This window comes from Marinobacter sp. SS5-14b (genome assembly GCF_030541005.1).
Taxonomy (GTDB): Bacteria; Pseudomonadota; Gammaproteobacteria; order Pseudomonadales; family Oleiphilaceae; genus Marinobacter.
The window spans coordinates 205,137-225,444 of sequence record NZ_JASSVM010000002.1 but is presented as its reverse complement, the minus strand read 5'-3'; the positions used below and the strand labels follow the sequence as shown (position 1 = coordinate 225,444).

General features: G+C 55.3%; 17 protein-coding genes. 12 read left to right on the top strand and 5 right to left on the bottom strand.

Annotated features, from left to right (window positions below; translation table 11 throughout):
- Positions 1-58 precede the first annotated feature (58 nt).
- From QPL95_RS05040 to dnaA, 3 genes are read right to left on the bottom strand one after another with little or no spacing between them, the layout of a single operon-like run.
- Positions 59-1,330 (bottom strand): AarF/ABC1/UbiB kinase family protein, encoded by a 1,272-nt coding sequence (locus QPL95_RS05040; RefSeq protein ID WP_303289914.1) that lies wholly within the window; start codon positions 1,328-1,330, stop codon positions 59-61.
- Positions 1,331-1,348: 18 nt separating this feature from the next.
- The gene (gene dnaN / locus QPL95_RS05035; RefSeq protein ID WP_303289913.1) at positions 1,349-2,452 is read right to left on the bottom strand and encodes a DNA polymerase III subunit beta; all 1,104 of its coding nucleotides are present in this window, start codon (positions 2,450-2,452) and stop codon (positions 1,349-1,351) included.
- A 59-nt stretch (positions 2,453-2,511) separates the two neighbouring features.
- Positions 2,512-3,960: a chromosomal replication initiator protein DnaA gene (gene dnaA / locus QPL95_RS05030; protein WP_303289912.1), complete on the bottom strand. Its 1,449-nt coding sequence runs from the start codon at positions 3,958-3,960 to the stop codon at positions 2,512-2,514.
- Positions 3,961-4,602: 642 nt separating this feature from the next.
- Between dnaA and rpmH the strand changes: the two genes are divergently transcribed.
- The 6 genes from rpmH to QPL95_RS05000 all read left to right on the top strand — a co-directional run bounded on the left by rpmH (position 4,603) and on the right by QPL95_RS05000 (position 9,256).
- Positions 4,603-4,737, top strand: a complete 135-nt coding sequence (gene rpmH, locus QPL95_RS05025; RefSeq protein ID WP_008940054.1) for a 50S ribosomal protein L34 — start codon at positions 4,603-4,605, stop codon at positions 4,735-4,737.
- A 15-nt stretch (positions 4,738-4,752) separates the two neighbouring features.
- Entirely contained in the window at positions 4,753-5,151 is a 399-nt protein-coding gene (rnpA, locus tag QPL95_RS05020; RefSeq protein WP_303289911.1) for a ribonuclease P protein component, read from the top strand.
- Positions 5,151-5,444 (top strand): membrane protein insertion efficiency factor YidD, encoded by a 294-nt coding sequence (yidD, locus tag QPL95_RS05015; RefSeq protein WP_303289910.1) that lies wholly within the window; start codon positions 5,151-5,153, stop codon positions 5,442-5,444. Before rnpA ends, yidD begins: the two co-directional genes overlap by 1 nt.
- A 4-nt stretch (positions 5,445-5,448) precedes the next feature.
- Entirely contained in the window at positions 5,449-7,152 is a 1,704-nt protein-coding gene (gene yidC, locus QPL95_RS05010) for a membrane protein insertase YidC (RefSeq protein ID WP_303289909.1), read from the top strand.
- A gap of 68 nt (positions 7,153-7,220) precedes the next feature.
- A complete protein-coding gene (gene mnmE, locus QPL95_RS05005; RefSeq protein WP_303289908.1) occupies positions 7,221-8,591 on the top strand; it encodes a tRNA uridine-5-carboxymethylaminomethyl(34) synthesis GTPase MnmE in 1,371 nt (456 codons plus the stop codon).
- 11 nt (positions 8,592-8,602) lie between these two features.
- Positions 8,603-9,256 (top strand): DUF2959 domain-containing protein, encoded by a 654-nt coding sequence (locus QPL95_RS05000; RefSeq protein WP_303289907.1) that lies wholly within the window; start codon positions 8,603-8,605, stop codon positions 9,254-9,256.
- A gap of 42 nt (positions 9,257-9,298) precedes the next feature.
- Here the strand turns inward: QPL95_RS05000 and QPL95_RS04995 are convergent, their stop codons facing one another.
- Positions 9,299-11,119, bottom strand: coding sequence for an acyl-CoA dehydrogenase C-terminal domain-containing protein (locus QPL95_RS04995; RefSeq protein ID WP_303289906.1), 1,821 nt, complete (start codon positions 11,117-11,119; stop codon positions 9,299-9,301).
- A gap of 221 nt (positions 11,120-11,340) precedes the next feature.
- Between QPL95_RS04995 and QPL95_RS04990 the strand changes: the two genes are divergently transcribed.
- Genes QPL95_RS04990 through QPL95_RS04980 form a run of 3 tightly spaced genes read left to right on the top strand, consistent with a single transcriptional unit; the run spans position 11,341 to position 16,164 of the window.
- On the top strand, positions 11,341-11,928 hold the full coding sequence (locus QPL95_RS04990; RefSeq protein ID WP_303289905.1) for a DUF3833 domain-containing protein: 588 nt from the start codon (positions 11,341-11,343) through the stop codon (positions 11,926-11,928).
- An 18-nt stretch (positions 11,929-11,946) separates the two neighbouring features.
- The gene (locus QPL95_RS04985) at positions 11,947-13,038 is read left to right on the top strand and encodes an efflux RND transporter periplasmic adaptor subunit (RefSeq protein WP_303289904.1); all 1,092 of its coding nucleotides are present in this window, start codon (positions 11,947-11,949) and stop codon (positions 13,036-13,038) included.
- Between the two features lie 3 nt (positions 13,039-13,041).
- Positions 13,042-16,164, top strand: a complete 3,123-nt coding sequence (locus QPL95_RS04980; RefSeq protein WP_303289903.1) for an efflux RND transporter permease subunit — start codon at positions 13,042-13,044, stop codon at positions 16,162-16,164.
- On the opposite strand, the gene QPL95_RS04975 is transcribed toward QPL95_RS04980, so the two are convergent.
- Complete coding sequence (locus QPL95_RS04975; protein WP_303289902.1) at positions 16,091-17,323, bottom strand: MFS transporter; 1,233 nt, start codon at positions 17,321-17,323, stop codon at positions 16,091-16,093. The genes QPL95_RS04980 and QPL95_RS04975 overlap by 74 nt on opposite strands.
- A gap of 226 nt (positions 17,324-17,549) precedes the next feature.
- Here QPL95_RS04975 and phnC point away from each other — a divergent pair, with 226 nt between their 5' ends.
- From phnC to phnE, 3 genes are all read left to right on the top strand, one after another.
- Positions 17,550-18,383, top strand: a complete 834-nt coding sequence (gene phnC, locus QPL95_RS04970) for a phosphonate ABC transporter ATP-binding protein (RefSeq protein ID WP_303289901.1) — start codon at positions 17,550-17,552, stop codon at positions 18,381-18,383.
- Between the two features lie 45 nt (positions 18,384-18,428).
- The gene (phnD, locus tag QPL95_RS04965; protein ID WP_303289900.1) at positions 18,429-19,433 is read left to right on the top strand and encodes a phosphonate ABC transporter substrate-binding protein; all 1,005 of its coding nucleotides are present in this window, start codon (positions 18,429-18,431) and stop codon (positions 19,431-19,433) included.
- A 74-nt stretch (positions 19,434-19,507) separates the two neighbouring features.
- The gene (phnE, locus tag QPL95_RS04960) at positions 19,508-20,305 is read left to right on the top strand and encodes a phosphonate ABC transporter, permease protein PhnE (RefSeq protein WP_303289899.1); all 798 of its coding nucleotides are present in this window, start codon (positions 19,508-19,510) and stop codon (positions 20,303-20,305) included.
- Positions 20,306-20,308: the final 3 nt, after the last annotated feature.

Sequence of the window (20,308 nt, the reverse complement as noted above, 5' to 3'; positions counted from 1 at the left end):
GGCAATGCCGGTAGCCGGCATTGCCTTTAGTGTACAAGATGCGAGAGCGGTTCGCTCGTTAATGCAGCATGGTCAGCCGTTCATCCATAAACACATCCATTTCCGGCGCCATGATATGAACGTAACGGTCGAAGTAGAGGAACTGCTTCAACAGTAAAGCAAACTCCCTGGGAAAATGAAGCCCGTGACTTTCGCCCACTTTCACCATATCCATCAGAATATGGTTTACGTCATCTTCCGCCTGCTCCATCTGATAGGCCGCTTCATCAGGTACCATACGGTCCATTTGCCGGTAAAGGCGCTGAAGATCTGCCGCCAGGTCGTCAACCTTCACCGCACGGCGAGTGACGCCGATACGAACCATGGCATCCGCCATGCCTTCAAAATTCCCCACCATGATGGCCGAAATAAAATCGCTAACGGCCTGCCAGGTATCCGGCTTGATACGGCCAACAATTCCGAAATCAATAAAACCAACCCGGCCGTCCTTAAGTACCATCAGATTGCCCGCATGTACGTCGGCATGAAAAAACTCGCACTTGGTCAGGCTTGAAAACCAGGTGTTCATCGCCGTAATCAAGGTACGTTCAGGATCTTTGGCGTATCCCCGAATGCTTTCGAGATCCGTCAGAGGAACACCATGAAAACGTTCCATCGTCAGGATACGACGGCTACTGCATTGCTCGTATACCCTGGGTACCGTTGCGTCTTCGTTATGGGTGCTGTGAAGAAAATCCCGGAACACCTTAAGGTTGTTCGCTTCCTTGATGAAGTCGCATTCCTCCATCATGGTTTTCTGGATTTCATCCACAATACCGGAGAGGGACGTCCAGGAAAGCTTCGGCGCCAGTGCTTCGAGAATGCGGGCTGACAAATACAGAAAATTGAGGTCCGTCAGCAAGATGTTTTCAACACCAGGCTTTTGAACCTTGATCACAACCTCTTCGCCGGTCAGCAGCCTGGCCGCATGAACCTGCGCAATGGAGGCTGAGGCCAGGGCTACCGGATCAATTTCCGAGTACACCTGGTCAATCGGCCTGCCAAGTTCGTCCCGGATAATCTTCTTGATCACACTGAACGGTAAACTCGGTGTTCTGTCGAGACAGTACTGAAATTCCTCCACATACTCCTTCGGGAAGAAAGTCGGCGAACTGGCAATAAACTGGCCCAGCTTTATATAGGTCGCACCCAGATTCTCGAACGTCTGGCGCAACAGTTTTGGTGTGGGAGGGCGATCGCCCCGAACCCAGTTCAGACCGGTCCGGCCGAGCACGGTCAGGGTCTGACCAATCCTGAACGCGCCTTTGATTCCATTCGTTACGGGTCCCATCACTTCCTCCGGCAACAATTACAAACGCATGGGCATGACAACGTACATACAGCCGTTGTCGTTTTCAGCTTCAATCAACGCGCTGCTGTTCGGGTTCGACAAAGTCACTTTTACCTGAGCGTCGTCCAGCGCGTTCATTACATCAATGAGGTAGCCTACATTAAAACCGATCTGCAGGGATTCGCCCTGGTAATCCACAGGCAGCGCATCTTCAGCCTGTTCCTGATCAGGGTTATTGGCAAACACCTCGAGCTGCCCGGGTGACAGGTTCAGCCGCACACCCCTAATGTTCTCGTGGGACAGGATCCCAGCGCGCTGCAGGGTGTTCTTGAGGGTTGACCTATCAGCCAACACCACTTTATCTCCGCCCCGTGGAATAACCCGATTGTAGTCCGGGAATTTGCCTTCAATCAGCTTGGAGGTAAAGGTGTAAGACCCCACCGTCGCCCGAAGATGGTTGTCACCAATAACCAGGGTGACCGGCGATGCTTCGTCGTCCAGCAACCGGGCGAGTTCCAGTACACCCTTCCTGGGTACGATCACCTGGCGCGCTTCCGGGCAACCGGTTTCCATATCAAAGTGTGCCAACGCCAGGCGATGACCGTCCGTCGCTACAGTACGAACGTGTCCGGAATCGACTTCCAGCAACAAGCCATTGAGGTAGTAGCGAACATCCTGCTGCGCCATGGCAAAGGCCGTGGCATCGAACATGCGGCCCAGTTCTTTCTGTGGCAGTTCCAGTCGAAAGCTCTCGGGCTCGTCTTCCACATTGGGAAAATGCTCTGCCGGCAAGGTGGACAGAGTAAAATGCGAATTACCCGCGCGAACATGAAGGCGATCACCTTCCAGAGCTAAATCAATGGGGGCTTCATCCCCCAGCGCACGGCAGATATCGGACAACTTCCGGGCCGGAACGGTGATCCGACCGGGTTGATCAACATGTACTGGGCTAACCCGGCCAACCAATTCAACTTCCATATTGGTACCGGTCAACGTCAGTGTGTTGTCGTCGGCTTCCAGCAATACGTTGGACAGAACCGGCATGGTCTGTTTTTTTTCCACAACGCCAGCGATGCTTTGCAGCGGAATAAGCAGTGATTCACGGCTGATTGTCAGTTTCATGGCACTCGGCTTCAGTTATCGGAAGTGAATGTTTAAGGGTTATGACACCTGACTGGTCATCAGGTGGTCAGCAATCTCATGAAATTCTGGTAGTCCTCCCGGATGCCGGGATCGGTCTCCTGGAGTTCCCGAACCTTTTTGCAGGCGTGCAACACCGTGGTGTGATCACGCCCGCCAAACGCATCGCCAATCTCAGGCAGACTGTGATTAGTCAATTCTTTGGACAACAGCATGGCCACTTGCCGTGGGCGAGTGACGGTACGGGTACGCCGCTTGGATAACAGATCGGCCACCTTGATTTTGTAATACTCGGCAACCGTTCGCTGAATATTATCCACACTGACTTGTTTCTCATGCAGCGCCAGCAAGTCTTTCAGGCTTTCACGGATAAAAGGCGGTGTAATCTCCGAACCCGTGAAGTGAGCATTCGCTATCACCAAACGAAGCGCGCCTTCGAGTTCTCGCACGTTAGACCGGATCTTCTGAGCAATAAAAAAGGCCGCTTCACTGCTCAGTTTAACGTTAGCCTGATCCGCTTTTTTCATCAGAATAGCGACCCGGGTTTCCAGCTCTGGCGGTTCAACCATCACCGTCAGACCCCAACCAAAACGGGATTTGAGCCGTTCTTCCATATCGACAATTTCTTTCGGAAACCGATCGCAGGTCACAATCACCTGTTGGCCACCTTCCAGCAGTGCATTAAAGGTATGGAAAAATTCTTCCTGCGAACGCTCTTTCCGAGCGAAGAACTGAATATCATCAATCAACAAGGCATCAACAGAACGGTAGTAACGCTTGAACTCATTGATCGCATTCAACTGAAGCGCCTTCACCATATCCGCAACAAATCGTTCTGAACGAAGATACGCCACTTTGGCCTTCGGATTACGACGAACAATTTCATTGCCAATGGCATGCATGAGGTGCGTTTTACCAAGACCAACGCCGCCATACAGAAACAACGGGTTATAGGCACCACCAGGGTTTTCGGCGACCTGCATGGAAGCCGCACGGGCCAACTGGTTGGATTTGCCTTCTACGAAGGTATCAAAGGTAAAGGTTTCATTCAGGAAACTCTGGTGCTTGATATCGCCCTCTACCTGCACTGATCGCCGCTGGCCATTCATAGTCGATGTCGACAGGTTAGGCGAACTTGAGGGACTTGTAGAGACCGTTGCCGCCACGCTCTTTTCTTCGTCCGTGACTGTTTGCCCTGTCTCGTCGACATCCGCCACCGACCGGTCCACCGGATCCCCCGGCTTTGGCGCTGAACCTACTTTCATATGCACCCTGGGTGCCTGACCACCATTCAGGTCTTTCAGGACCTCTTCTATACGGCGCAAATACTTCTCGTTCACCCAGTCCATCACAAAACGGTTCGGAGCAAACAGCATCAACTGGCCTTCGCGAAGATCCGACTGAAGGGGTCTCAACCAGGTATTGAACTGTTGTGCGGGAAATTCATCCCGAAGTACTTCAAGACATTGATGCCACATACTGTTAGGCACGACCGCCTGCTCCCGACAACCTGACTATTCTCACATCGGAAAAGGTTTTCCCGCTGCTCAAGGTGACCCCGGATTCTACCCTGAGCGGGGGTTCAGTAAAAGGCCGTTAAGGCACGTAATGAACAGCCTGTGGAAACAATTAAATATGAGATTCAAATTGTTACAGACATATCTACAGCCTTGTGTACAGAAAAAACCTTAAAAATAGTTATACACAAGGGGTTGTGTACAGTCGGGGTTAAGCCCTGTGTGAAAACCCTGTATCGATCCATGCATAACTCTGAGCCTCGACCCGAAACCAACTTGTCCACATTTCACCAGTCACTTCTCCACAGGCCTCACGGCTACCTGTCACAAGCCTTATCATTATCACAAAATATTGTTTATAAATGGAATAATAGGTTTTTCCACAGAAAACAGGCTGCGTAATAACAGTAATAATTAATCTTTGAAAGAATTTTAAGAAAGACCTATTAAATCTATTACTGACGATCCGGGTATCTACCCACATCAAAATCCTGCCACACCCAACTCACACACGTTGATCTTCCTGTGAGATTTGACTAGAATGCCGCTCCTGTTTTGGCTGTCTATTTTCCAGCCAGTTACAAATTTCAATTTACGATTTGTGAGAACGTCATCATGAAAAGAACATTCCAACCGAGCGTCCTGAAGCGCAAGCGTGTTCACGGTTTCCGTGCCCGTATGGCGACTGCTAACGGCCGCAAGGTACTGTCCCGTCGTCGTGCCAAAGGCCGCGCACGTCTGTCTGCGTAAGCTGAAGCCTGCCTCATGAAGGCTTTGACGTTTCCGAAATCAAACAGGCTGCTAAAGCCTTCGGACTACAGCAAAGTCTTTGATGACGTACAGCTGAAAGTTCCGCACAGGAATTTTCTGATCCTGGCTGCCCCTAATACTTTGGGACACGCCAGGGTTGGTTTGATTTTCTCGAAGAAAAACCTGCGACATGCGGTGCAACGCAACCGGATAAAACGGCAGGTTCGGGAAACCTTCAGACTGCAGCCGGATCTACCTGCGCTGGATATCATCGTGCTCGGTAGACAGGGGCTTAATCATCTGGAAAACCCGGATGTTCGTTCGTCACTGAACGATATCTGGCGCAGAGTGAAGAAAAAGTATCGTCAGGTAATCGCTGACCAACCGGATGACAACGCTCGGAGCACCGAGTAATGCGCCAATTCCTGCTTTTACCCATTCGATTCTACCAATACGCTATCAGTCCTATGATGGCCAGCCATTGCCGACACATCCCCACCTGTTCACAATACGCCGTCGAGGCCATTCAGCACCACGGAGCCATCAAAGGCAGTTATCTTGCAGGAACACGCTTATTGAGGTGTCATCCCTGGGGTGAAGGCGGTTATGATCCGGTTCCGGGAACAGAATGCGTCAGGGAACACCAACCTGAATCTCTAGATAGCCCGACTGAACAGCTTCAATCCACTACTCAGACCAGACCCTAAGTTTATGGATATTCAACGCATCGTATTGTTTGCCGGTCTTGCGATTGTCAGTTATCTGATGGTTCTTGCCTGGAACGAGGATTATCACCAACCACAAACCCCGCAAGTGGTTCAGGCCCAGTCTTCATCAGATACCGGCCAGTCCGCAGACGACATGGTGCTTCCCGAAAGTGGGTCCGCCAGTACTGGTAATGAAGAGTTTTCAACGCCGGAGGCAGGCAGTGTCACTTCCGTCAGTTCAAACACGGATGAAACCGTTGCTAACCGTTACCTGACGGTTAAGACCGATGTTTACAATCTCAAGATTGATCGCATCGGGGGCAATATTGTCGAGAGCTCACTGCTCAAGTTCGATGAATCACTCGACAGTGAACAGCCACTCAAACTGCTTTCCAACACCAACAACCGCACCTATTTGCTGGAAAGCGGTTTAATCGGTCGTGACGGCCCGGATGGCCGCGGAGCTGCTAATCCTCCGGTATTCGAAAGCTCTGCCAAAGAATTTGTCCTGGCTGACGGCGAACAACAGCTGAACATTGACCTCAGTTTCACCACCGAGGCCGGCGTTAAAATCATCAAACGCTATCAATTGACTCGTGACAGCTACGAAATTGGCGTTCGTTATCTGATCAATAACCAGTCCAATAACGAATGGCAAGGCAATTTCACCGGTAAGATTGTGCGTGATCAGGCTCCTGATCCTACCTCACAAGCCAGCATGGGCATTAAGGCGTATCTCGGAATGGTCATCAGTACACCTGAAGACCCTTACGAAAAATACGATTTTGAGGATTTGTCAGAAACCAGAATCAACCAGTCTGTGACCAATGGCTGGCTGGCGTTTCTGCAACACTACTTCCTGACAGCCTGGGTGCCAGAAGCCGATCAGCCTGCGCAATTCCAGAGTACCCAGCGTAACCAGCTCTATGTTATGGGCTTTGTCTATCCAGCCACGACCGTTGCCGCCGGTGACACCGCCGAAGTGGGCGCGACCGCCTATGTTGGCCCCAAGATTATTGATCGCCTGGAAGCACTGGCTCCCAACCTGGATCGCACCGTTGATTTCGGCTGGCTGTTCTTTATCTCACTGCCGCTGTTCATCATTCTTGAGTGGTTCTATGGTCTGGTAGGCAACTGGGGTGTCGCGATTATCCTGCTGACGGTTCTGGTAAAAGCAGTCTTCTTCCACCTGTCTGCCACCAGTTACCGGTCCATGGCGAAGATGCGAGCCGTTGCCCCGCACCTGAGCCGCCTGAAGGAACTCTATGGCGACGACCGTCAGCGTATGTCCCAGGAAATGATGGCCCTGTACAAGCGGGAGAAGATCAATCCGCTGGGTGGCTGTCTGCCGATTCTGGTGCAGATGCCGGTGTTCATCTCCCTGTACTGGGTACTGTTTGAAAGCGTCCAGCTGCGACACGCGCCATTCATGCTCTGGATTCAGGATCTGTCCCAGATGGATCCGTACTTCATCCTGCCGATCCTGATGGGCGCGAGTATGTTCATCCAGATGAGCCTGAACCCGACGCCGCCGGATCCCATGCAGGCCAAGATCATGAAGTTGATGCCGCTGATCTTTACCGTGTTCTTCCTGTGGTTCCCGGCAGGTCTGGTACTGTACTGGCTGGTGAACAACATTCTTTCAATCTCGCAGCAGTGGTACATTACCCGCAAGATTGAAGCGGAAACTGCAGGCAAGAAGTACTGATTCAACAGTCCTTCTAACCTGATAAAGGCTCCCTCAGGGAGCCTTTTTTCTATTGCAGGAAAACCAACATGCAGCCAGCTACAGACACCATAGCCGCCATCGCCACCGCCCCGGGCCAGGCGGGTGTCGGTATTGTTCGGGTGTCCGGCCCAAACGCCATGGCCATTGCCCGTGCCATGCTGGGCTTTGAACCGAAAGCCCGCTATGCCCATTACGGCCCGTTCCGGGATCGGCAGGGTGAACTGATTGATGAAGGTATTGGCCTGTTTTTCCCTAACCCGAATTCCTTTACCGGCGAAGATGTTTTCGAACTTCAGGGGCACGGCGGTACCATAATTCTGGATATCCTGTTGCGGGAAGTCTGTGGTCTTGGCGCAAGGCTGGCACGTCCTGGAGAGTTTTCCGAAAGAGCCTTCCTCAATGACAAGCTGGACCTGGCCCAGGCTGAGGCCATTGCAGATCTGATCGAAAGCAGCTCGGAACAGGCGGCCCGCTGCGCCGTTCGTTCCATGCAGGGGGTGTTTTCCAGGCGTGTGGATAACCTGGTCGACGCCATCACCCATTTACGTATCTACGTCGAAGCAGCGATCGATTTTCCGGAAGAGGAAATCGACTTCCTGGCCGATGGCAAGGTAGGGGCGGATTTACAGAACCTGCTGGAACAGGTGGAGCAGATTCTGGGCGAAGCCCAGCAAGGCACCCTGTTACGAGATGGCATGAAAGTGGTAATCGCCGGCCGCCCGAACGCCGGCAAGTCGAGCTTACTTAATGCTCTGGCCGGCCGTGAAGCCGCGATTGTGACCGCCATTGAAGGGACCACCCGCGACGTACTGCGTGAACATATCCACATCGATGGTATGCCCCTGCACATCATTGATACCGCAGGCCTGCGGGACAGCCCGGACGAAGTGGAACGCATCGGCATTGCCCGGGCCTGGGAGGAAATCCGCCAGGCCGACAGGATACTGCTGATGGTGGACGCCACCACCACCGATAAGACCGAACCCCATGAAATCTGGCCGGACTTTATTGACCAGCTGCCTACCAGCGCACCGGTCACTGTCATCCGTAACAAGGTAGACTTGTCCGGTGAAGCGGTGGGAATCAGTGCGGAACCGCACCAAACCGCCCCGGTTATCCGGCTCGCTGCCAAAGCATCGGAAGGCCTGGAGGTGCTTCGGGAACACCTGAAAGAGTGCATTGGTTTCGCCAGCACCACCGAAGGTGGCTTCCTGGCCCGGCGAAGGCACCTGGATGCTCTGGAAAGGGCGCGGGACTCCCTGCAGCAGGGCCAGACCCAGCTCGAAGGTTACGGCGCAGGAGAACTATTAGCCGAAGACCTGCGTGCTGCCCAGGATGCTTTGGGGGAAATTACCGGGCACCTGACGCCGGATGAACTCTTGGGCAAGATTTTCTCGTCATTCTGCATTGGAAAATAAAGGACTCCACAATGAACAAAAACATAGCAGGCCCGTTGTCCGTGTTCGTCGTGTTGGCGGTACTTTCTGGCTGCAGCACTGTGTACTACAGCGCAATGGAAAAGCTGGGCTATGAGAAGCGTGAGATTCTGGTGGACCGGGTGGAGGATGCCCGGGATGCTCAAAGCGATGCTCAGGAAACCTTCCGGTCTTCGCTGGAGCGATTCCAGAGAGTCGTCGCTGTTTCCGATACCGAGCTCAAGGCAAGGTACGAGGAAATCAGCGATGCCTATGAAGACAGCAAAGACGCTGCCGACAAGGTGCGCAAGCGAATCGACAGTGTCGAAGACGTGTCGGAGGCCCTGTTCGAAGAATGGGAAGACGAACTTGAGCTTTATGAAAGCGCCTCGCTTCGCCGCAACAGTGAGCAGCAGCTCAAAGAAACCCGCAGCCAGTATCGACAGCTTATTGATCGCATGCACCAGGCGGAAGCCAGGATGGAGCCGGTTGTACAGGCGTTTGAGGATCAGGTGCTGTACCTCAAGCACAACTTGAATGCCCAGGCCATTGGCGCTTTGGAAAGCGAGCTGGGCAAAATCCGCAGCGATGTGGATACGCTGATCCGCAATATGGAAGCCTCCATTGCCGAATCTGAGAGCTTTATTCAGCGTTTCCGGGATCAGTAGGCAAAAAAATCCCGGGTAAACCCGGGATAAAATTACCGGGGATTACCCGGTAAAGGCCAAATTGTCCGCTTCTATCTGCATCAGATTCCGGGTTGGGCTCAGCATGCTGGTGGCATGGGTCTGGGCCCGGGGCAGCAGGCGTTCGTAGTAGAACTCAGCGGTATTGAGTTTGGTCCGGTAGAAGGCTTCTGATTCTTCACCCCCGTTTTCCAGCTTGTCTGCAGCTACGGCAGACTGGCGCAGCCACATATACGCCATTGATACGTAACCGCTGTACATCAGGAAGTCGTAGGCGGCGGCACTGACCACATCCCGGTCTTTTCGAGCAGCCAGCATGACCCGCACCGTCAATACGTTCCACTGGGCCGTCAGCTTCAGCAGCTCGATGGCCATGGGGCGAAGTTGGCTGTTGGTGAGGTGTTTGCGGGCGAAATTGGCAATCTTCAGCGTGAACTCACGAACAGCCCCGCCCTGGGTCATCAGCAGTACCTTGCGGCCCAGCAGGTCCAGGGCCTGGATACCGGTGGTGCCCTCATAGAGCGTGGCAATGCGGGTATCCCGGACAATCTGTTCCATGCCGTGTTCACGGATGTAACCGTGGCCACCGAATACCTGAACGCCCAGGTTGGCGGCTTCGTTACCCAGTTCGGTCAGGAAGCCTTTGAGAATGGGGGTCAGGAAACCCAGTTTGTCGTCGTACCTGTCCGCTTTCTCGGTATCACCATCCGTGTGTGCTTCCACCATATGGTCAGCCAGTTTGGCTGCGTAGTAGAGCATGGCCCGACCGCCCTCAGCGATGGCTTTCTGAGTCAGCAGCATGCGGCGTACATCGGCGTGATGAATCAGGCTGTCAGCCACTTGTTCGGGTTCTTTCTTGCCAGACAGTGCCCGCATGGAGCGCCGTTCTCTGGCATAGTCCAGAGCCCATTGGTAGGACAGCTCGGCAGGGCCAACGCCTTGTATCGCGGTACCGATACGTGCGGTGTTCATAAAGGTGAACATGCACTCCAGGCCTTCGTTTTCCGGGCCAATCAGGTACCCGGTGGCGTTATCGAAGTTCATAACGCAGGTGGCCGAGGCCTTGATGCCCATCTTCTTTTCCAGGCTGCCGCAGCTCACTCCGTTGCGCTCACCAACACCGCCGTCAGCGCCGGGCAGGAATTTGGGCACAATAAACAGGCTGATGCCTCGGGTACCTTTGGGTGCGCCGGGCAGGCGGGCGAGTACGATGTGAACAATGTTTTCGGTCAGATCGTGATCACCGGACGAAATAAAAATCTTGGTACCAGTGAGTTTGTAACTGCCATCGGCCAGAGGCTCGGCTTTGGTTTTCACCTGCCCGAGATCGGTACCACACTGGGGCTCTGTCAGGCACATAGTGCCGCCCCATCGGCCTTCTGTGAGCGGAACCAGGAAGGTTTGTTTCTGTTCTTCGCTGCCGTGCAGGAAAATGGTGTTCATGGCACCAATCGATAGGCCCGGGTACATCGAGAACGACCAGTTAGCTGTCCCCATCATTTCCTGCTTGAACAAACCCATGGAGGCAGGCAACCCCTGGCCTCCGAACTCTTCGGGCGCAGAAAGCCCTTGCCAGCCTCCCATGACATACTGCTGGTAGGCTTCTTTGAAGCCCTTCGGTGTGGTGACTTCACCGTTTTCCAGTTTGCAGCCTTCTTCATCGGCGCTCTGATACAACGGGCTCAAAACTTCTTCGCTGAACCGCCCACATTCAGTCAGGATGGCCTCCACGATGTCGGGCGTCGCATTTTCACCGGAGGCCAGGCTTTGATAATGGCGTGGATAATCAAACACATCGTTCAGCAGAAACTTCATGTCTCGCAAGGGTGCTTTGTACACAGGCATAACCAATCCTTCCGGTTTTTGGTGAAAATCTGTTCAGCTCGAAAGCCAGGATGGGTGCAGTTGTACGGTATTATTCTGTAGCTGCCATTGACGGAAACCACCGGGGGCTCTGTCAGAATAGACAATTGGCTGAAATGACGATTCAGGAATATTTCTGATCGGCCCAGGCACTGCGCACGTAAATCACTCTGTTGTTAACCCGTGTCTGGAGTGTAAAAGTCATGCAAAATTGCCACATCCATCGCAAGGTCAGTGGTTTGGGGCCGGTGAGTCTTATACTGTTAACCGTTCTGGCACTGGCGGGGTGTGCCGGCCCGTCTCTGGACGACTATCAGGGCAGCGAACCAAAGCTGATTCCCCAGGAATTTTTTAACGGCGAACTTTCGGCGCGAGGCGTGGTCAAGGACTATTCCGGAGCGGTAATACGTACCTTCGATGCCGATATAACCGCAACCTGGGACGCCAATGGTGTTGGTACCCTGGATGAAGTCTTCCGCTTCAATGACGGTGAGGTTCAAACCCGGATCTGGACACTGACTCCGGCCGAAAGCAGCTACCACGCTGACGCCGGTGATGTGGTAGAGCCGGGTACCATGCGTTGGCAAGGCAATGCCATACATATGAATTATCTACTTCAAGTGTCATACGGAGATGGCACCATCAATGTACGCATGGATGACTGGATGTATCTGATCACCCCGGACACCCTGATTAATCAAACCACCATGAGTAAATGGGGGATTGATGTCGGTGAGGTGGTATTGGTTATCCAGAAAAAAGGGGCGGGCGTTGACCCGCAGGGCTCCTAACGAACAGGTTTTTAAACCATGTGGAAGCAGTGGCTGGTCGGGATTGTGGTCGTGGCAGTGGTGGTCGCAGGGGCTGGCGTATACCTGGGCCTGGAACAGGTTGAAGCTGAACAGGAGGAAGAGGCTCAGGCTTCTGCGGTCAACATCACCATGCCTGAGTTTCAACAAATCAGAGACCAGGTGTCTGCGGTTGCGAGCCTTCAGGCGGTCAATGCCGTCGAGCTGACGACGGAAGTCAGTGGCCGGGTGGTTGCCCTTAACCTGGAGCCCGGTAAACGGGTTGAGCAAGGCGAGGTTCTGCTTCAGCTGGATGATCGCCAGGCTCGCGCTGACATGGCGGTTATAGAAGCCCAGCTGGCCGATGCCCGCCGCCAATACGATCGGGCACAGAGCTTGCGAGCCAACAACAGCGTGTCCCAATCCCAAGTAGACGTGCTCAGAACGGCAGTCGATGTTGCGCAGGCTCAGCGCGAAGCCGCCAAAGTCAGACTGGAAAACCATCGAATTGAAGCGCCGTTTGCCGGTGTGGTGGGCCTTTCCGATATCAGTACCGGTGCCTACCTCCAGGCAGGCACCAGCATTACCACGCTGGACAGCAGCGATCGGCTTGAACTGACATTTGCGATACCGGAGCGGTTTGTTGCGCAGGTACAGCTTGGCCAATCGGTGCTGGCGAGTTCACCGGCGTTTCCGGATCAGGTTTTTGAAGGCCAGCTGATTGAGCTGGCCACCCGCATCAGTGAATTGAGTCGTACCCTGGCCGTACGGGCGTTGATTGATAACCCCGATGGCCGATTACGCCCAGGGCAGTTCATGTCGGCGTCGCTGACCTTACAGGAGCGTGAAGGGTTGGTGCTGCCGGAACAGGCGGTCATGGTGCGCGGCGATGAGAAGTATGTGTTTGTGGCAGAAGACGGCGTGGCACGCCGGGTATCGGTGCAGGTTGGTAACCGGATGCCGGGCCTGGTTGAAGTCACACGAGGCTTGAGCACGGATGACGCGGTGGTGGTGACCGGCCAGGATCGGCTCAGTTCCGGTAACCGCATTCGGGTGATTGAATCGGATCTTGCGATTCCGGATAACAGGTTCGAACCTGCCCGGGAGTCCTGATCCATGGTGCTGTCTGATATTTCCATTAAACGCCCGGTGTTTGCGACGGTTCTCAGCCTGCTGATTGTGGTCTTCGGGTTGGCGGCCCTGTTAGGGCTGCCGGTTAGGGAATACCCGGATATCGACCCGCCTGTGGTGTCTATCTCGACCGATTACACCGGTGCGGCTGCTGAAGTGGTCGATACCCAGATTACCCAGGTTATTGAAGGTGCCATCAGTGGCATTGAGGGCATTCGCTCGATTGAATCCTCGACCGAGCAGGGTGAATCCCGTACCAGTATTGAATTCAACACGTCCCGCGATATTGATATTGCGGCCAACGACGTACGTGACGCAGTGTCCCGGGTTCTCAACGAGCTACCGGACGAAGCGGACCCCCCGGTTGTTCGCAAAGCGGATTCCGATGCCCGGCCGATGATGTGGATAACGCTCACCAGTGAGGTGTGGGACAGTGCTGAGCTCAGCGATTTTGCCGACCGAGCATTGAGCGACCGGCTGTCGGTGCTGGATGGCGTGGCCGATGTGCGCATTGGCGGTGAGCGCCGGTACGCCATCCGGGTGTGGCTCGACAGGGAAAGGCTGGCGGCTCGCAATATCACGGTTGCCGAAGTGGAGCGTGCGCTTCGGGCCAACAACGTTGAGTTGCCGGCCGGTTCGGTGGATTCCTCCACCCGGAATTTCACGGTACGGGCGGAAGGCCGGTTAACGTCGGTGGAAGAGTTTCGCAATCTGGTTATTCGGCGGGATGGCAATGATCTGCTGCGTCTGGGCGAAGTGGCCAATGTACAGATGGGTGTGGAATCGGATATCGGACGACTGCGGGCCAACGGCAAGACGGCCATTGGTATGGGTATTATCCGCCAGTCCAAAGCCAACACGGTTGCGGTCTCTGACGCGGTAACGGCCGAGCTGAAAAACATTCGGGAAACCCTGCCGCCGGAAGTATCGATCAACGAGAGCTACGACGAATCCATCTTCATTCGTGCCTCTATCCAGGAAGTGCTGGTGACCCTTGCGATCTCGGTGTCATTGGTCATTCTGGTGATCTTTCTGTTTCTGCGCTCCTGGCGTGCCACGCTGATTCCTGCGGTGACCATTCCGGTCGCTGTGATCGGGGCCTTCATCGGCCTGGGTTTTCTCGGCTTTTCCATCAACGTACTAACCCTGCTGGCGATCATTCTGGCGATTGGCCTGGTGGTGGACGACGCCATCGTGATGCTGGAGAACATCCAGCGGCGGATTGATGAAGGTGAACCACCGTTACTGGCGGCTTACCACGGTGCCAAACAGGTCGCCTTTGCGGTTATCGCCACCACACTGACATTGGTGGCGGTCTTCGTGCCGATTTCATTTATGGGCGGTAACGTCGGCCGGTTGTTTGCGGAATTCGGTTTTACCCTTGCGGCTGCGGTGATTGTCTCCAGCCTGGTGGCGCTGACGCTGGCGCCCATGCTGTGTTCCAAGTGGCTGAGACACAGCCCGGAAACCGAAGAAGGCCACCGGCTCTGGGCCTTCAGCGAAAAAGTTCTGAATGGCCTCACCAATGGCTATGAAAAATTGCTGCGGTTTTCCCTGAATCAACCGGGCCTGTTGCTTGGTCTGGGCGTGGCGGGACTGATTGTCGCGGCCGTAATCTATCCACGCCTGCCACAGGAGCTGGCTCCCACGGAAGATCGGGGCGTTATCATCATGCCCTCCGGTGCGCCACGGGGGGCAACCGTTGAGTATACCGATCATTTTGTGCAGCAGGCTGAAACCGAACTGCTTGAGTACCTTGACGAAGGAACGGCTTCCCGGTTGTTATCGATTGTCGGTTTCCGCAACGAAGAAGACAACGCCTTCATGATTATGGGCCTGGTTCCCTGGGATGAGCGCGACATCAAGCAGCAACAGGTGACGTCTGAAATCCGGGATAAAATTGCCGACATTTCCGGTATCCGGGTGAACGTTATTAACCCGCCGGGTCTTGGCCAGCGGGGCTTTAACCAGCCTGTGGAGTTTGTGGTGGCGGGCCCGGATTATGAATCGGTGCAGGCCTGGAGCGAGGAAATTATGGAGCGGGCGAAGGAAAACCCGAACCTGCTCAATGTGGATACCGACTTCGAGCTCACCCGGCCCGAATTGCGGGTGAATATTGACCGGGACCGGGCGGCAGACCTGGATATCACGGTTGAAGACGTCGGCCTGACCCTGCAGACCATGCTGGCTTCCCGGCAAGTGACCACCTATCTGGACCGCGGTCAGGAATACGATGTGATTGTGCAGGCAGACGATGCCAACCGAGCCACTCCGGAAGACCTCGAACAGATCTTCCTTCGGCCAAGGGCCGGGGGCGAACTGATTCCGCTGAAGGCTCTGGTGTCGGTGGATGAAATCGGTGCCAATCCGGATTTGCGACGAATTGACCGACTACCGGCGGTGGTGATCAGTGCGTCATTGGCGGATGGCTATGACCTGGGCACCGCCCTGAATTATCTCAACAATCTGGCTGTGGATAACTTGCCACCGGAAGCTCGCCTGAGCTTCAAAGGCTTGTCCCGGGAGTTCCAGGATTCGTCCTCGGCCATTTTCATCACCTTTGGACTGGCTTTCGTGATTGTCTTCCTGGTGCTAGCGGCGCAGTTTGAAAGCTGGATTCACCCGTTGATCATCATGCTGTCGGTGCCCCTGGCCGTCACCGGTGCCTTGATTGCCCTGGCGTGGTCCGGCATCAGCCTGAATATCTACAGCCAGATCGGCATCATCATGTTGCTGGGCTTGATGGCGAAGAACGGCATACTGATCGTGGAGTTTGCCAATCAGCTCCGGGACAAGGGTTATGAGGTGCGGGAGGCCATACTGGAAGGCGCCATTCTGCGTTTCCGGCCGGTACTGATGACCACCATATCGACGGTGTTCGGGGCCATTCCCCTGGTGATCGCCACCGGTGCCGGCGCGGAAAGCCGGGCTGCAATCGGCATGGTGATCCTGGGCGGATTGATTTTCGCCACCACGCTGACGCTGTTCATTATCCCGGTGCTGTATAACCTGCTGGCGCGCTTTGCCAAATCGTCTAATGCGGTGGAGAAGGAACTCGAGCGCCTGGGAGCAGAGCCAGAAGCGCAAAGCTCACCAGCAGCAGAATGACCAGGCCGGGCAGCAGATAGAAAGCATCCATTCGGGTCAGCACCGTGGCCGTCAGGATGGGCGCTGCGGCCTGGGCAATCAGGACCGGGCGGGCCATCACTCCCATGCGCTCGCCGTAGGCATCCGGCCCGAACAGCGCCAGGGGCAGGGTACCGCGGGCAATGGTCATGATGCCGTTACCGGCGCCGTACACTGCCGCAGCTACAAACGCCGCCAGCGGCTGGGACAAGCTGAAAAGGGCAACACCGATCAGTACCAGCAGCGCGCCCACCCGGGCGGACCAGACCGGATGAAATCCCCGCCCGAAAGAGAATTCCAATACCCGGGCCGTTACCTGGGCAGGCCCGATGATCATACCGATCATCACCACGGTGGCCGTGTCCAGGCCCCATTGCCGCAGTACCTCCAGTAAATGCACCGACAGGCCCGTCATTACAAAGGCGAGTAGAGTAAAGGCCAGGCAGATCGTCAGAAAACGACGGTCCCGGAAAAACGAGCCGGCCGGTTGGTGCTCTACCGGCTTTGCCGGTGTGACTCCACCGTTGGATGTTGCTGTGGTTTCCTGGCGCACCGGCACCACCAGCAGATGCACCGGAAGGCAGAATAGCAGGTGCACCAGGGCAACGACCTGTGCACCCTGGCGCCAGCCCAGAGTTTCTTCCAGAATCGTCAACAGTGGCCAGCACAATGTACTGGCCAGGCCACCCAACAGCGTCACGCCGGTAATGGCACTTCTGGCACCGGAGCCATACAGCCGCCCGAGGGTGGCAAAAGCCGCGTCGTATAACCCCGCCGCCATACCAATCCCCAATACCGCCCAACTCAGGAAATAGCCGGTCAAGCCGGTCACCTGGCTCATGAGCCACAGCCCTGCAGCGATCAGTATGGAGCTGAACGCCATCACATATCGGCCACCGTGACGATCGATCAGTCGCCCGGTGACCGGTGAACAGGAACCGGCCAGCAAGAGCCCCAGCGACAACCCCGTCACCACAACCGATAGCGACCAGCCGCTATCCCGGGCAATCGGGTTGGCAAACACTGCAGGCAGATAAAAGGTGGTACCCCAGGCGACGATCTGGGTCATGCCCAGGCCGCCAATCACGAGGCGCCGGTTGGGTTCGGTTCGAAGGCTGGTTGTCAGGGTATCGGTGGTCATGCTGAGCCCCGGTGAAATAAAGACACCAGCATATCGTTGCCGCAAGTCAGCCCGGTTACAGCCATCCGGTTTCTGAAATACAAGGTTCAAGAAACCGTCATGTGATTGTCCTCCCGCTGCAACATCCGGACACCAGGATGTCTACACAAGTTGATCAGAAAGTGACTGGCCTGTGGGTGAAGGCTGGCTGAGACAACAACCGTTTGCAGACACAAAAGGAACTGGCATGGAACCTGTCATTCGTATCCGCAACCTGAGCAAGACGTTCGGCAAGAACGGAAAAGCCCTGCACAACATTGACCTGAACGTCGGTGCCGGAGAAATGGTCGGTTTGATAGGGCCGTCAGGTTCCGGCAAGTCCACGTTGTTGCGGCACATTACCGGATTGGTCCGTGGAGACCAGAATGCCGGGGGCGTTCAGGTACTGGGCCAGCCAATGCAAACCGATGGCCGCCTGAACGGCAACATCCGTCAGACCCGTGCTCGCATTGGCTATATCTTTCAGCAATTCAATCTGGTCAACCGACTGAGCGTTATTGAAAACGTACTGACCGGTACCCTGGGCCGGATTCCGGCCTGGCGCGGAACCCTGGGGTATTTCAGGGATGACGAACGAGCGCTCGCTATGGAATCCCTTCGACGGGTCGGTATGGAGCGTTTCGCCCACCAGCGGGCCTCCTGCCTCTCGGGTGGCCAGCAACAACGGGTCGCCATTGCCCGGGCCCTCACGCAACAACCGGATGTCATTCTGGCCGACGAGCCAATCGCCTCCCTGGACCCCGAGTCGGCCCGTTGCGTGATGGATATCTTGTCTGACATTCATCAGCACGATGGCAAAACCGTGCTGGTCACGCTGCATCAGGTGGATTACGCCCGTAATTACTGCAGTCGCATTGTTGCCTTGCGCCAGGGCGAAATTCTGTTCGACGACAAAGCCTCAGAGCTGACGCCGGTTCTGTTGAACCAGATCTACGGAACCACCTCGTTCAACGAAGAAAGCTTGCCAGCACCGCGCCAACGGGTTCTTCGCCCGGTCAGCGGCCTGGCGCTTGCCCAGTAGTCCCAAACCTTAGCCATTGATATTCATTCACACAGAGGAACTGTCATGATCAAGCAGCTGATTCGCGGCATCACCGTTGCCGCTTCGGTTACCGTTGCCGCCGCCGGTGTTCAGGCAGAGCAAATGGACACCCTGAACTTTGGCATCATCTCCACGGAATCGTCCCAGAACCTTCGCACTGTCTGGGAACCGTTCCTGGAAGACATGTCGAAGCAACTGGATATGGAAGTGAATGCCTTTTTCGCACCGGATTACGCCGGGATTATTCAAGGCATGCGTTTCGACAAAGTCGATGTGGCCTGGTACGGCAACAAATCGGCTATGGAGGCTGTTGATCGCGCCGGTGGTGAAATCTTCGCCCAGACCGTGGATGTCAGTGGCAACCCGGGCTACTGGTCCCTGCTCATCGCCCATCAGGACGACGACCGCCTGAACTCGGTCGAAGACGTGTTGGCCCGCGCCGGTGAACTGACCTTTGGTAACGGTGATCCCAACTCGACTTCCGGCTTTCTGGTACCCGGCTACTACGTGTTCGCCATGAACGGTGTCGATGCCAAGAGTGCCTTCAAGCGCACATTGAATTCCAGCCATGAAACCAACGCACTGGCCGTCGCGAACAAGCAGCTGGATGTTGCAACGTTCAACACCGAAAGCTATGGCCGGCTTAAGGAAACCCAGCCCGAAAAAGCCGAAAAGCTGAAGGTGATCTGGAAATCCCCCCTGATTCCATCGGACCCGCTGGTCTGGCGCAAGAACCTGCCGGATGAAACCAAGCAGCGCATCAGTAACTTCATTTTCAGCTATGGCACCGAAGATGCCCGTGAGAAGGAAGTGCTGGCAGGCCTGCAATGGGCGCCATTCAAGGCATCCAGCAACGATCAGCTGATTCCGATCCGCCAGCTGGCCCTGTTCAAGGAAAAAGCCACGCTGGAGAGCGCGGAGAACCCGAGCGAATCCGACAAGGCCCGGTTGTCGACCATCAACAACGAGTTGAAGGAACTGGACCGCCGCGCCGCGCTGATCGAAAAGCAGCAGGCTGCTGCCAAATAAAGTTGTCCGGCAGGGGGCATTGCCTCCTGCCGGTGCGCTTACTGTCTGACTCTTCTGACTGATCCGGAAACACTATGCAAACTGCTTCCGCACAACCTGAAATCACCGCCATCCCACCGGGCAACAGCTGGATGAAGCTGTTTGGCTGGGGGCTGTTCCTGGCCGCGCTGGCCTGGTCCTGGGGTGGTGCTGAAATGAAACCCCAGGCGCTCTGGAACGACGCCGATAACATGGCGACCTTCCTGGGCGATTTCTTCCCGCCGGATTTCAGCGAATGGCGGTACTACTTCTCTGAAATGGTCACCACGGTTCAGATTGCGATCTGGGGCACCTTCCTTGCCATTATTTTTGCCATTCCGTTCGCCATTCTGTCATCCGAGAACCTGGTGCCCTGGTGGGTCTGCCAGCCGGTGCGCCGGTTGATGGATGCCAGCCGCGCGATCAACGAAATGGTGTTTGCCATGTTGTTTGTGGTGGCGGTGGGTCTTGGGCCCTTTGCCGGGGTGATGGCGTTGTTTATTCACACCACCGGGGTGCTGGCCAAGCTGTTTTCCGAGGCGGTCGAAGCTATTGATCCGGGCCCGGTGGAAGGCGTGCGTGCTACCGGTGCCACCAGTCTTCAGGAAATCATTTTCGGGGTGATTCCCCAGGTGATGCCGCTGTGGATCTCCTACTCCCTGTACCGCTTCGAATCCAATGTTCGGTCGGCCACGGTGGTCGGCATGGTGGGTGCCGGTGGTATCGGGGTGATTCTGTGGGAAAGCATGCGCGGTTTCATGTTCGCCCAGACCTGCGCCGTGATGATTGTGATCATCGTGGTGGTGACGGCTCTGGATATTGCCTCCCAGTGGATCAGAAAACGGTTTATCTGAGGG

What these genes read in the sequence shown, in the direction of transcription:
- yidD (WP_303289910.1), top strand. Translation starts at nt 5,151, where the DNA reads ATGCGCCAATTCCTGCTTTTACCCATTCGATTCTACCAATACGCTATC.
- phnC (WP_303289901.1), top strand. Translation starts at nt 17,550, where the DNA reads ATGGAACCTGTCATTCGTATCCGCAACCTGAGCAAGACGTTCGGCAAG.
- phnE (WP_303289899.1), top strand. Translation starts at nt 19,508, where the DNA reads ATGCAAACTGCTTCCGCACAACCTGAAATCACCGCCATCCCACCGGGC.
- dnaN (WP_303289913.1), bottom strand. Translation starts at nt 2,452, where the DNA reads ATGAAACTGACAATCAGCCGTGAATCACTGCTTATTCCGCTGCAAAGC.
- QPL95_RS04975 (WP_303289902.1), bottom strand. Translation starts at nt 17,323, where the DNA reads ATGACCACCGATACCCTGACAACCAGCCTTCGAACCGAACCCAACCGG.
- yidC (WP_303289909.1), top strand. Translation starts at nt 5,449, where the DNA reads ATGGATATTCAACGCATCGTATTGTTTGCCGGTCTTGCGATTGTCAGT.
- QPL95_RS05040 (WP_303289914.1), bottom strand. Translation starts at nt 1,330, where the DNA reads ATGGGACCCGTAACGAATGGAATCAAAGGCGCGTTCAGGATTGGTCAG.
- phnD (WP_303289900.1), top strand. Translation starts at nt 18,429, where the DNA reads ATGATCAAGCAGCTGATTCGCGGCATCACCGTTGCCGCTTCGGTTACC.
- QPL95_RS04990 (WP_303289905.1), top strand. Translation starts at nt 11,341, where the DNA reads ATGCAAAATTGCCACATCCATCGCAAGGTCAGTGGTTTGGGGCCGGTG.
- rpmH (WP_008940054.1), top strand. Translation starts at nt 4,603, where the DNA reads ATGAAAAGAACATTCCAACCGAGCGTCCTGAAGCGCAAGCGTGTTCAC.
- QPL95_RS04995 (WP_303289906.1), bottom strand. Translation starts at nt 11,119, where the DNA reads ATGCCTGTGTACAAAGCACCCTTGCGAGACATGAAGTTTCTGCTGAAC.
- rnpA (WP_303289911.1), top strand. Translation starts at nt 4,753, where the DNA reads ATGAAGGCTTTGACGTTTCCGAAATCAAACAGGCTGCTAAAGCCTTCG.
- QPL95_RS05000 (WP_303289907.1), top strand. Translation starts at nt 8,603, where the DNA reads ATGAACAAAAACATAGCAGGCCCGTTGTCCGTGTTCGTCGTGTTGGCG.
- mnmE (WP_303289908.1), top strand. Translation starts at nt 7,221, where the DNA reads ATGCAGCCAGCTACAGACACCATAGCCGCCATCGCCACCGCCCCGGGC.
- QPL95_RS04985 (WP_303289904.1), top strand. Translation starts at nt 11,947, where the DNA reads ATGTGGAAGCAGTGGCTGGTCGGGATTGTGGTCGTGGCAGTGGTGGTC.
- QPL95_RS04980 (WP_303289903.1), top strand. Translation starts at nt 13,042, where the DNA reads ATGGTGCTGTCTGATATTTCCATTAAACGCCCGGTGTTTGCGACGGTT.